Origin of the sequence: Aporhodopirellula rubra, from assembly GCF_014192335.1 — a bacterium.
GTDB classification, from domain to species: Bacteria; Planctomycetota; Planctomycetia; order Pirellulales; family Pirellulaceae; genus Rhodopirellula; species Rhodopirellula rubra.
The window spans coordinates 287,309-299,875 of sequence record NZ_JACHXU010000007.1 but is presented as its reverse complement, the minus strand read 5'-3'; the positions used below and the strand labels follow the sequence as shown (position 1 = coordinate 299,875).

The 12,567-nt window shown below is 55.9% G+C and carries 10 protein-coding genes; 3 read left to right on the top strand and 7 right to left on the bottom strand.

Annotation, left to right across the window (positions count from 1 at the left end; genetic code table 11):
• Positions 1-423: 423 nt before the first annotated feature.
• Complete coding sequence (locus FHS27_RS12195) at positions 424-3,201, top strand: hypothetical protein (RefSeq protein WP_390853348.1); 2,778 nt, start codon at positions 424-426, stop codon at positions 3,199-3,201.
• Between the two features lie 178 nt (positions 3,202-3,379).
• Positions 3,380-4,873, top strand: coding sequence for a hypothetical protein (locus FHS27_RS12190; protein WP_184305202.1), 1,494 nt, complete (start codon positions 3,380-3,382; stop codon positions 4,871-4,873).
• Positions 4,874-5,024: 151 nt separating this feature from the next.
• Here FHS27_RS12190 and FHS27_RS12185 read toward each other — a convergent pair whose 3' ends face one another.
• The 6 genes from FHS27_RS12185 to FHS27_RS31375 all read right to left on the bottom strand — a co-directional run bounded on the left by FHS27_RS12185 (position 5,025) and on the right by FHS27_RS31375 (position 9,994).
• Positions 5,025-5,480 carry a BLUF domain-containing protein gene (locus FHS27_RS12185; RefSeq protein ID WP_246419646.1) on the bottom strand — a complete coding sequence of 152 codons (456 nt, stop codon included), beginning with the start codon at positions 5,478-5,480 and terminating at the stop codon, positions 5,025-5,027.
• Between the two features lie 309 nt (positions 5,481-5,789).
• Entirely contained in the window at positions 5,790-6,782 is a 993-nt protein-coding gene (locus FHS27_RS12180; RefSeq protein ID WP_184305200.1) for an MDR family oxidoreductase, read from the bottom strand.
• Positions 6,783-6,860: 78 nt separating this feature from the next.
• Positions 6,861-7,874, bottom strand: a complete 1,014-nt coding sequence (locus FHS27_RS12175) for a zinc-binding alcohol dehydrogenase family protein (RefSeq protein ID WP_184305199.1) — start codon at positions 7,872-7,874, stop codon at positions 6,861-6,863.
• Positions 7,875-8,020: 146 nt separating this feature from the next.
• The gene (locus FHS27_RS12170; RefSeq protein WP_184305198.1) at positions 8,021-8,869 is read right to left on the bottom strand and encodes an SDR family oxidoreductase; all 849 of its coding nucleotides are present in this window, start codon (positions 8,867-8,869) and stop codon (positions 8,021-8,023) included.
• Between the two features lie 203 nt (positions 8,870-9,072).
• A complete protein-coding gene (locus FHS27_RS30795) occupies positions 9,073-9,564 on the bottom strand; it encodes an SDR family NAD(P)-dependent oxidoreductase (protein ID WP_221225044.1) in 492 nt (163 codons plus the stop codon).
• Positions 9,548-9,994 (bottom strand): SDR family oxidoreductase, encoded by a 447-nt coding sequence (locus FHS27_RS31375; protein ID WP_221225043.1) that lies wholly within the window; start codon positions 9,992-9,994, stop codon positions 9,548-9,550. The genes FHS27_RS30795 and FHS27_RS31375 overlap by 17 nt, the downstream gene beginning before the upstream one ends.
• 584 nt (positions 9,995-10,578) lie before the next feature.
• On the opposite strand from FHS27_RS31375, the gene FHS27_RS12160 reads away from it, so the two are divergent.
• On the top strand, positions 10,579-11,088 hold the full coding sequence (locus FHS27_RS12160) for a transposase (RefSeq protein WP_246419643.1): 510 nt from the start codon (positions 10,579-10,581) through the stop codon (positions 11,086-11,088).
• A gap of 101 nt (positions 11,089-11,189) precedes the next feature.
• Here FHS27_RS12160 and FHS27_RS12155 read toward each other — a convergent pair whose 3' ends face one another.
• Positions 11,190-12,527, bottom strand: a complete 1,338-nt coding sequence (locus tag FHS27_RS12155) for a sigma-54-dependent transcriptional regulator (protein ID WP_184305196.1) — start codon at positions 12,525-12,527, stop codon at positions 11,190-11,192.
• Positions 12,528-12,567: the final 40 nt, after the last annotated feature.

The following is a 12,567-nucleotide window of genomic DNA, read 5'->3' as shown; positions in this document are numbered from 1 at the left end:
GTGGAGTAATTGCGAATTCAAACGCAGGCGTTCAGGTTGCCCGAAACAGAAGTTTAATCGACGAGTCGGCCTAACCGCTAGTTTTTCACCAAGTTTTCTGACACCAACCGCCGGAATCAATTTTCAAAGCACCTCAATCGGCACATTCCGGACATCAGTCACCAAACCAACGCCATTGGTGGGGATGTAGCGGCTTTCCGATGCGAACCGGTCAAGCGGGTTGCTCGGATCGTCCGAATCCTAATCGGCAGGCCGTTCCGAATGACTCGTACATTTAACCCACGGATGGAAGACGTGCTCGATCGCTCGTTGGTTTACGATACCCATGCGGATTCTCAAATGTCGCCAGAGGCTGGTTTTTCTCGCCCAGCAGGCGTGGGAATCCCGCGGTTCAATACGTTTCGCATTTGCGGGGCGTTCGGGATGACGGTCGCGATTGTCGCAATCGCCGTCGGCGGGTGCTCACGCGCACACTACCGCGTCCAAGCCGACGGGGAGGCCAATGCGTTAATCGCCGAAAAGGCGGTGCAGGTCGCTCGTCCGGTCAACACTCCTCTGACGATCGATTTGGATCCTCGGAGCCGCATGTTTAATCCGTTCGACCCCGATTTCCAACCGATGCCGTTGGACGACCCGGCGTCGAACCGGTTCATGCAGTGCGTCGATGGGCGGCGTGGTTACCCCATGTGGGAGGCCGCGGGGCTGACCAACGCAGCTGAAAATCCGCTGTGGTGGCAATATCTGCCGCTCAACGAAAACGGGATTCTCGAACTCAACGCAGACAATGCGGTTCGGATCGCGTTGTTGCATTCGTCGGAATATCAGGAGCAACTCGAGACCCTGTTCCTGTCGGCGCTTGACGTCAGCAGCGAACGGTTTCAGTTCGACACGCAGTTCTTTGGTGGGGCGGACACCTCCTACACGGCAATCGGTGCGGGGCGGACCGGCGAGAGCAGCAGTGCGATCGCCCTCGGTGCCGACAGCAACGGGGCTCGCGATCTGTCGATGCAGCGGGCCTTTGCCACCGGCGGAAACCTGATCGTGGGTGTCGCCAATAACATCGTCTGGGAACTCAGCGGGCCGAATTCGCAGTCCGCATTCACGGTTCTCGATTTCACGTTGTTGCAACCTCTGTTACGGGGAGCCGGTCGCGACCGTGTTTTGGAACGGCTGACCTTGGCCGAACGCAGATTGCTCGCCAACGTCCGATCGTTTGAGCGATTTCGGCGGGAGTTCTACTTGAACATCACCACCGGTCGTAACATCAATACCCAAGTGCGACGCAGCGGTGGTGTGTTTGGCGTCGGACTGAGCGGATTCACGGGACTCGGCGGCGGCTTTGGGGGGCTCGGCGGTGGCGGTGGATTTGGGCTGACCGGTGGCGGTGGTGTTCCTGACGCCGGCGGTTTCATTGGGTTGCTTCAAGACCAACTGCAGATCCGCAACCTTGAAGAAAACATCGCCCGACTCGGCGAGAACCTCGTCATTCTCGAAAACACACTCGTCGAATTGTTGACCACCATTCCGGACGACCCGGAAGCGATCATTCGTCAACGATTGCAGATCGCGCAGTCACGCTCATCCCTGCTCGGCGCGCAGAGTGCGTTGGTATCTCGCCGCGTCGCATTCCAAAACTCCGTCGACAGTTTTCTCGGCGACCTCGGATTGCCGCCTTACCTGTGCGTGCAGATCAACGATCCGGCATTGAATCGATTCGAACTGATTGACCGAGAACTACGCTCACGCCGCGAGCAGTTGATTGCCACCCGGGCGGAAGTCGGTGAACTGAACGTCGCACTGCTGGATCTGGCGGTAATGGAAATTGACGAAGACACCGGTTTGCCGCATGCCGAATTGAAGTGGGACGATGACACGATCGCGGTGATCGAAAAACTTCGGCAGGCGATCAAGCCGCTTTCGCGGTTCTCACGCAACCTCGTCTCGAAAGACCTCCCGCGGGTTCAGACGGACTTGGAGATTCTGCTCGAACAGTTGCCCGAGCGACGGCGGCAAACCGAATCACTGTTGGAGCTTTACCGCGAGGAGCAAGAAACGATTTGCTCGTTGTTGGGGATCGAGACACTCGATGAGTCAATTTTTGACATCGAACCGATCATGGAACTCGGCGAAGAGTTGGACCAACAGTTCGAGCAGCTCTCCTCGCGTTTGGTGAACTACCAAAACGAAGTCGATCAGTTGACCGATAGTATCGAGAAGTACGTTGTCTCGGGACCGGGAACTGAGGATCGCGCCGAGATCGCCGAAGTCGTTCGCCGCGAAATCATCCTCTCGAGTCAGAAACTGCTGTCCTCGCTCGGTGACGATGTTCTGGCATTGCAACTCGTCCAAGCTCGGGCTCGCGTGGAGAGCCTTGTGTTGCCGGAGGTTGAGATCGATCCAGCTCAAGCGTTGCAGATCGCACGGCTGAATCGCCGCGACTGGGCGAACGCTCGGGCGAGCTTGGTTGATCAATATCGTTCGATCGAGTTCATTGCCGATAACCTCGAAAGCTCGCTCGACTTGACGTTCTCGGGCGAAGTTCAGAACGACGGCAACAACCCGTTCGCACTGCGGCAGAATACCGGCTCCCTACGAGTCGGGCTGCAATGGGACGCTCCGATCACACGTCTGCAAGAACGCAACACGTATCGTCAATCCTTGATCGAGTATGAACAGGCCAAGCGATCGTATTACGGATTCGAGGACGGGATTTGGCAGTTGTTGCGGGCAACGATTCGGCAATTGCAAGCCAACCGGATCAACTTCGAACTCGGACGCCAATCGGTCCGAATCGCCGCGACCCAGTTGGAACTCAACGAAGACATTCGTTCCTTCCGTGACGCACGTGGGCTCAACAGCGGACCGACGGCCGCTCGCGATACGATCTCGGCATTGAGCGACTTGCTGAATTCGCAAAACGGTTTGTTGAACCTTTATGTGAACTTCGAAGTCGTTCGTCGCGGGCTCGATCTCGACCTCGGGACGATGGAGTTGACGCCCGATGGCATGTGGATCGATCCCGGACCGATCGATCCGGACTATCTGCTCCGACTCGTCGGGACGAGCGAAGGAGGGCTGATCGATTGTGGGCAATTCATCGACGGAGAGAATCCTTGCACGCCGGCTAAATGCGGGCTGCAACTGAAAACCCAGCCGACGGAGCCGATCTATCACAGTGATATCTACAGCAGTGGGATTTAGGTTCGGCGGGCTCAATCGTGCGATGATCGCGAGCTAACCGTCGAGAACGGACGGGACGCGATTGGGGGTGCTCGCGTCTGAGTTGAAAGGTTTTGCAGGAGGGATTGTGAGTCGGAGGCACGGTGACGATGATGAGGTGATCTGAATTACCCCCATCGACGCACATGCAGGCACCGACATGGCTCTCCCCCCCTGGACCGTTGAACTTCTTCGTCGCGGCGTGGCCGATCTCGCCCGTCAAGTCACCGACAACGACACGGCGGCATCGTTGAAAGAGCAGGCGAGCAAACTCGTTGAGGAGTTGCCCAAGACCGCTCGTGAAAAAGTCGACACGATCCTTCGCCAAGCCGAAGAGTCCACGCGGCCGATCAAAGACGTCTGGCAGAGCGGAGTGTTGTGGGGCGGCGGAACCGTCTCGCTGACGCCAACGCGGCTGATCAACGCATCGGGGCGATTGCTCGATCCACGTGGCAGCGGCGTCGGGATACCCGCCGAGTCGCTCGCCGCCGCGGTCCCACACCTCGCGGGAGATGCGTCTCATGTCGAGAACGTTAATTCTCGTCTCTGTGAGCAGATCGCCGCCACGATCACCCGTCGATGCAACGAAGGGGCCTCGGAGAGTCGGACGTTGTCGGCGATCGTTACGAACTCTCTCGACGCGTCGCTTGGTTTGATCGCCACGCTAGGCAAGCGGGGCGGTTCGCTCAACGTCCCCCGTTGCTGTGCCGTTCCGCTAGACACCGTCGTCCAAACATCTTCGCAAGATTCGAAACCATCCCAGCGTGACGAGTTGCTCGTCGAGCGACTCCGCCGTTTTGGTTGCGGCAACGTCCGTGAGTTTGGACGCGTTGACGGGAGTGACCGTTGGGACGATGTCCACTTCGCGAAACAAAGTGGCCGACGGGGAGGACCTCCGCGTCACGGTCAGCACGGCGAACATGGCGGCGACAAACACCGTGGCGCTCGGCTGCAGGTTCTGGTTCGCCTCGCAGCGAAAGGGGACACCGGTCAGATCCCTGGTAGCCAACGCGAAAACTGGATTGACGTTGTGGTGATGCCTGTCGGTTCGATCTATTCAACCGGAAACGAAATCGCGACCGACAGTGTTGTCGATCAACTTCGCGCCGGTGCCGACATCGTTGTCCTGGCCGGAGGCGTGCTCGCGGGCACTCCCGAACTCGGCCTCATCGTGGGTAACGAAGACGTCATGGAACGTCTCGTCGAAAATCCACGGCATGACCTCGTTGTTGCCCCGGCGGCTTTGACGGCCATCGTCGCGTCGTCGGTAGCGGTTCAATCGTTAGGCCGCTCACCGTTGGGGCAACTCATGGGAGTATCGGAAGAGAACCTCCAAGACCGAGCGACTCGCCTCGCGACTCAACTCGCTGGTTTCGATGCCGTCCAGTCAACTCGCGTGACCGCGGCCTCCGCCAGTATCGGGATCGCACCCGGATCAGATTGCACGTCTCAGGCTGACGACGCGATTCCTTCTCGCCAAGTCGTTGTTACTCTTGATGCATCGAAAGCCGCAGACGTCGTTGCTCGAAATCTTGCCGACGCACCCACCGGCTTGTTATGCGGTGTTGCTGGCAATGAAATCGTGATTGACCTTCGATGGGTGTCTCCGGAGCAGCAAGCTCAAATTGGCGAGATCGTCGGTCGCGGGCTCTAAGATCAACTAGCGAAACCGTCAGCGTTTTTCCTGTATCGATCAACGCTCCTTGTCAGGCATCGACTACCGGAACCGTAGGCGTTGATTCGGACGAAAGGTCAGCGGAGCGATTCTGCAATCACGACAGAGACATCTGTCTCGCCGTGGTGGTTCAGAGCGACTTGCTGAGTTCGGCGAGCATCGTTTTCGCCCGACTCGCTCTGCCGCTCTGCATCTTCGCGGGTAACGACTCAGCGTTAAAGGTTAAGTACCCTTCTGTCGTATCCGCTCTTACATCTTGTAACGCCTGAATGCTGGGAGCGATCTCATCCAGCGTGCGAAACGCCATTGACCAGTCGGCGAAACTCCGTTCTTTAATCGGGCCTTGGTACATCACGTCAACGGACGAATGGCGATCATCGGCAGTGATCACAGACAACAGTGCTTCGATACAGTCGTCTTCGCCTTCTAGCAGTTGAATGAACTCGCGAGTTTTCTCGCCGTACAACAAAATGCCCGTCACGCCCAACGACGCGTTTTTCTTCCGAGCGTGATCGAGTAGGCCATGCAGGTCTTCCGTAGACATGACGCGAGACGCGACGCTGCAATACACGAGTTCAATCAGCATGATGATTCTTGGGATGGACTTCGTCGTCAGGATGTTTTCATAGGGGGCGATGCAAGCACGACAAGGAAGGCGTCCTTGGTTTGGTGATCCGTTCACCATCCTAAGCTAGAGCAGTAGCAAAGGATCAAGCCCAATGCGAAACTTGCGTAATCGACCGGGTACCACCGACGCATTCTGACCTATCCCCCGACTGGTGTCCCCAGCGGTGCAGCTTAACTCTTTTGTCTGCAACGGATTTCCACCGCAAATCCGGTTGTGAAGCTTTGATGCCCGTGCGACTGAATCAGGCGTCTACGTCTTCGTCTGCGTCTACGCATTAACGTCGACGACGATTCGGCCCTTGATCTTCCCTTCCAGAATATCGGACGCTAACTCGGGTACGTCGGCCAAGGTTGCTCGATGGATCATCGCGCCGAGCTTTTCCAACGGCAGATCGGTGGCGATTCGGTCCCACGCCCTCACGCGATTTTCGTACGGCTGCATGACGCTGTCGATGCCCAGCAGGTTGACTCCCCGAAGCAAAAACGGGATCACCGTCGTTGGTAATGAGGAACCGCCTGCGAGCCCGACGGCGGCAACCGAACCGCCGTATTTGAGTTGACCGATAACGCGTGCCAGCATCTCGCCTCCGACGGCATCGACACATCCGGCCCAGGTCTCTGATTCGAGCGGACGCTTCGATACGGTGTCGATCTCTTCTCGGGCGACGATACGACTCGCGCCGAGAGATTTCAAATAGTCAGACGTCTCGGGCCGTCCCGTCACTGCGGCAACATCATATCCGAGATTACCGAGAACCGCCGTCGCGATCGAACCGACACCACCGGCCGCACCGGTCACCAGCACTTCGCCCTTGCCGGGGTTTAAACCGTGGTCTTCCAAAGCAATGACGGCGTGGATTGCGGCAACGCCTGCTGTTCCCACAGCCATGGCTAGTTCAGTTGACAGAGCGTCGGGTAACCGCACCAACCAATCCGCGTTGACGCGAGCCTTCTGCGCCAGCCCGCCCCAGTGAGTTTCGCCGACACGCCATCCCGTCAACACGACTTTGTCACCAGGCTTGTATCGAGGATCGTCGGATGATTCGACGGTTCCCGCGAAGTCAATTCCTGGAACGTGCGGGTAGGTGCGCACGAGACCATTTTTGGGACGCATGCACAGACCGTCTTTGTAGTTGACGGTGGTGTACTCAATCGCAACCGTCACGTTGCCATCGGGCAGACGATCGTCGGTCAGCGTTTGAACGGACGCGGATACTTCGTCATCATTGATCTTTTCGACAAGGAGTGCATCAAATGTCATTGTTATTCAATTGGGATTGATAAGGTGGCTGTCGAGGCGGTGTCGCGCATCGTTAAGAAAGGCTGGCTTTTCCAAGGTTCAAAAACCTTCGAGCACAATTTTTCCGCGTGCCGTATTGCTTTCGATTTTCGCGTGGACTTCCTTCAGGTTAAACGCGTTGATCTTGCCCGCGGATTGGGTGGCGGTTGATCGGATTTTCCCCGCGTCCACGAGCGCCGCAACTTCGTTGAGCAGTTTGCTTTGCTCGGCGATGTCCTGGGTTCCAAACAACGAGCGTGCGAACATGAATTCCCAGTGCAGCGAGAGGGCTTTGCGCTTGAGTTTGATGGCGTCGAAGTTTTCAGGATCGTCGATCAGACCAAATCGTCCTTGCGGAGCCATCAATTCGACGATGTCGTCGAGATGGTCGCCGGAATGTGTTGTTGAAAAAACAAAGCCCGGAGCGCCGGTACCCAATGCTTCAATCTGAGGAGACATGGGCTCCCGGTGATTGATCACGTGGTGGGCACCACTCTCTCGTACCCAGTCTTGTGTTTCCGGACGCGAGGCCGTGGCAACGACCGTCATATCGGTCAACGCGCGCAGAAGCTGTATCGTGATCGACCCGACACCCCCAGCACCTCCGACGACGAGAATCACATTGCCTCCCTCTGGAGTCGCACGTTTGACGTCGAGGCGGTCGAACAGCATTTCCCACGCGGTGATCGATGTGAGTGGTAACGCGGCGGCCTCAGCGTCACGTAGAGTATTGGGTTTGCGTCCGACAATCCGTTCATCAACGAGATGGTATTCACTGTTGGTGCCAGGACGTGCGATCGAACCCGCGTAGAAGACGGCGTCCCCGGGTTGGAAAACCCGGACGTCCGGGCCAACGGAATCAACCACACCTGAGGCGTCGTACCCGAGCACCTTATATTCGCTGCCGTCAGGACCAGCTTTTCGTCGGACTTTCGTATCGACGGGGTTCACCGACACTGCATGGATTTTGACGAGTAGATCGCGACCTTCAGCCTTCGGTTTCTCAACCGCAATGTCTGACAGAGAATCATCTCGATCGATCGGTCCGGGAACTTTGTAGCCAACAGCTTTCATGGTTTTTCTTCAAGGAATTTGAATTAGGTGTCGAGCAATCTTTGGTAGAACAATTGTCCTCAATTGTTCGCTGTTCATCAGTCTTGCTCATCGTCGTGTTGGTAGAGAAACAGTTGGTGGCATTGTCCTACGATAAATGATGTGTTCTAAGTGGATAGTTGCTGGAAGTAATCTTCCCAGCTTTGGTGAGAGCGTCCTGCTGCCTTTTCGAATTGGCTTTCGTTGTTTGTCGCACCGATTCGGATTCCTTCGTAGATTCCTGCGATGACACTACCCAGGAATTCACCGAGTGCCGAGATGCGTTCCGCTCGGTAATCCGCGACCGACATCTCTCTGTACTTCAAGTTCGTTCCGAATGCTTGATTCATGAGGTCTGCGAGTTGGGTTTGCGTGATCGCTTGACCGTGGAGATTGTAAGTTTGTCCGTTGTGCGTTGGCGACGTCAGCATTTGGGCATAGGCCGCACCTAATTCGCCACGAGTTGTGTACCCGCACAATCCGTCTCCGGCACAGTTGGCAATCTCACCTTGTTGTTTGTACGTCTCGATATAATCGACGTCTGGTTCAATGTAGATTCCATTGCGACCGATCACCCATTCCAATCCACTGTCGCGAACATCTTCTTCGGTCTGTCGGTTGCTCTGCACGATCGGCGAGAATGCCGTGTTCTGTTCGGCCCCCTGGATGCTCGTGTAGACGATCTTTTTGACGCCCGCAGTCTTGGCTGCTTCGATAACGTTTCGGTGTTGGACGATTCGTTTGTCCGGTGCATCCATTCCCGAAACGAGCAACACGGCATCGACGCCGGCCAACGATGATTCCAAGCCAGTTCGAGACTCATAGTCGCCGGGGCGGATTTCGATTCCCAGCGTTTGGGCCTTTTCCGGTGTTCGCGCAAGGCCGATGACGTTTTCGGAACCGAGGATTACGATGGCGTTCTTCACGATTGCAGCCCCAAGGTGGCCACTGGCTGCGGTGATTGCGACTCTAGTCATTGAATCGTCCGTGTTCTCGTTTGGTTATTTTAACTGGGGGTTTGGGCTGTTCGTTTGGAAACGCCAAGTGTCGAGACGGCGTCGTTTCAGTGAACCGTTAAGACAACTGTTCTACACTTTGGATGTAGTCGATGACACAGTGATGGTTATCGGGTTTCTGTTTCGTGTTCCATGCGAACGATTCAGGACGCGAGTTCGTTAGCTTACTTTGCGATTTTGGGTTGACCGTTCGAGGCACTGAGGCCACCGTCGACCGGAATGATCGTTCCGGTTACAAAACGAGCGTCATCGCTAGCCAAGAAAACGATCACGTCGGCGACCTCTTCCGGCGTGCCCGCACGTCCCATTGCGATTCGATTTTTGAATGCGGAGACAGTTTCGTCATCCTTCATCGCGAATTCGGCCATGTCGGTATCGGTAAGGCTCGGCGCTACTGCGTTAATGCGTACGCCCTTGGGAGCAAAGTCGAGTGCGAGTGCTTTGGTCATCAACGTGACGGCCCCCTTGCTGGCGTCGTAGGCAAACGCACCCCAGTCGCCGCCGATGCCGGACACAGAGGAAACGTTAATGATCGCGCCTTTCGTATCTTCCAAATGCGGCAAGGCGGCTTTGGTCACGAGGAACGGGCCCTTGGCGTTGATCGCCATTTGCTGGTCCCAATCCGATGCGGACACTTGGTCAAGGGTATGTCCCATTTGTTGTTGAAACTCGTGATGGTCTCTCTAGTAAAAACGTAAGTGATCGGGTTTGAGTGATGAGGTTGTCGACGTCAGCCTCCGATGAAACATCACCCTGCACGATGAGTGCGTTTTCGCTGCCGATCGCATCAGCGACATCCTGAAGCTTTCGTTCGTTGCGGCCGTTTAAAACAACGTTGAAGCCATCGTTCACAAACCGCTTGGCGGTGGCCGCGCCGATGCCTGAGCCAGCGCCGGTGACAATGACAACTTTCATATCGTTCACGGATCTGCGTTCCTGTTTTTCGTGTGAGTATGCGCATTGATCTTCTCGCTCGTTCGTCGCAGTTGGCTGTTGGAGATCGATGGATGAATCGGCAGCGAATAGGGCGATGTTGGAATTGACGGATGCGCCGTTCTTTTCAAGAGGAGACGTGATGTAACGCAAACGCGTCTTGGGTAAAGACGTTCGCGATGTTTACGTAGAGAAAGCAACCGTTGTGCCAATGCCGTGTTTTGCTTCGTATCCATGAGGAGTTACGTGGATCCGCGTGGTTGAGCGAGGGGCGGAAATGATCGGCGAGGGTAACTGCCCATATGTGCGCAGGTCGGTACCCCGTGTTGGCAGGATGCGGACAGGGGGGCGTAGTGCAGGCTGCTAGCCTGCTGTTGAGACCTCCGTCTGCGTTTTTAGCCTGCGCAGGAAATGCGAGCGTAGAATTCAGCTAGAATGACCCTCTGTAATGCACAACGATTTTGCCCGCGAAACGGCCCGTACTTTTGCTGTCGTGGTTTCTAAGTTTCAAAACACAGCGGTAGCCTGTGCATGGTGGTGTGAGGGAAAGCATGGAGCAACTTCATCGGCGTTCGTTGCCACATTGGTTCAAGCCAGGGGCAGCCTATTTCGTAACGTATCGATTGTCCGGGACGCTGCCGGTATCTGTTGTCGAGGAGCTGAAGGCGACGAAGGCCAGGCTATTGAAGGCAAGGACGAGACGCCCATTCCTTGAACATCGTCGGCATGCTCATAAGGTGCTTTTCTCTCAGTACGATAAGTATCTCGATCAAGTATCTGCGATCGAATGGCTGCGTGATCCCGCTGTCGCGTCGATGCTTCGACAGAACCTCTACCATCATGACGGGGAGAAGTATCACCTTCATGCTTATTGCATCATGCCCAACCATGTTCATGTTGTGCTGACACCATCGCCCAAATTCATTGAGGATAGTAGCCGATCCAGTCACGCGGTCGGGGAAGCATTTGATAAAGGAAGTCCGCTATCGCGAATCATGCATAGCTTGAAAAGCTACACCGCCAATGAAGCGAACAAATTGTTAGAGCGATCCGGCCGATTCTGGCAACCGGAATCGTACGATCACTGGATTCGCGATGAGGAAGAAATGGAGCGTATCGTCAGCTATATTTGCAGCAACCCGATTGCGGCAAATTTGGCTTCGAAACCGGAAGATTGGCCGTGGTGTTCTTGTCACGACCGGTTTCAACTCGATGGTGACACCAGCGGTTGGTTACCCGCATCGTAGAATCGGTTTCTACCTGCATGGGCATTTTGGTCGGTAGGAAATGCCATGCGGGCTACGAGAGGTGACGGGCCGGCAAACGCAGGCTGGCAGCCTGCAATACGCTACACCTCAATCCGATGTTGTTTCATCATTCGGTAGAGTTTGCGTCGTTCGACGCCGAGGATGCGGGCGGCGGCGGATTTGTTTCCGTTTTCTTGTTCGAGCACTTCGAGGATGTGGTCGCGTTGGAGTGAAATCAACGATCCTGGTGTCTCGCCAGTATGAGAGCCGTGGGTTGAGGAATGTGGTTCAAATTCCTCGGGTAAGTCTTCGATCGTGATCACGTCGTCGGCGAGGATTTTGGCTCGCGTGATCGTGTTGATGAGCTGCCTGATGTTGCCGGGCCAATGATGTGTTTCCAATGCGATTCGGGCGTCCTCTTCCAGTTCGTGCTCATCGCCGAGGAAGTGCTGGAGTAGCAAGCGGATGTCGTTGGCCCGTTCTCGCAGCGGGGGCAAATCGATCGTCAGAACATTAATGCGGTAATAAAGGTCTTCACGAAACCGGCCCTCGTTGACTTCGTGTTTGAGATTGCGATTCGTTGCCGCCACGATTCGTACATCAACCCGTCGCTCTTTCTCAGATCCGACTCGGCGCATCGATCCGTCTTCCAACACACGCAGTAGTTTTGGTTGCAACGAGAGCGGTAGCTCGCCGATTTCATCGATGAACAGGGTGCTGCCGTGGGCAACTTCGAACAACCCCGGTTTGGCGGCCGTTGCACCGGTGAAGGATCCCTTCTCATGTCCGAAGAGTTCGCTCTCGACGAGTTGTTCGGGCAAGGCGGCGCAGTTGACGGTCACGATCGGTCGTTTCCCACGGAGGCTTCCCTGATGGATCGCTTGCGCCACCAATTCTTTGCCCGTTCCGCTTTCGCCTTCGATCAATACCGGGTTGTCGGTGGGGGCGACTCGATCGATCAGTCGGAAAACCTTCTTCGTCGGTTCTGATTCACCGATCATCTGCGCCGCTCGACGTTTGGTGCGACCGATGACTTCCCGGAGTTGGGTGTTTTCCTTGCGTAGTTTACGTCGCTCGAGAGCGCCAAAGCATCGACGTTCGAGGTCGCCCATCGGAAAGGGTTTTGACAGAAAGTCGAAGACGCCGCGACGCATCGATTCGACAGCGTTTTCGATCGATCCTTCACCGGTCAAGACGATGATTTCTGTTTCCGGATTGACGTCCCGCATCCGCTGGACGAGCTCCAGTCCCCCCAACCCTGGAAGGTTCCAATCGAGGATCGCGATATCAAAGTCACGCTTGTCGCATTGCCCGATCCCGTCTTGGCCGCTGGTCGTATGGGTGACTTCATGACCGTTCTTGCGAAACCAACGTACGCAACCGGCGGCGAAGTCGGGATCGTCATCGACGAAGAGGATGTCTAAGGTTTCGTTGCTCATGATGTCTGGTATTGTACTGAAACAATGTAGGACAGGCAGT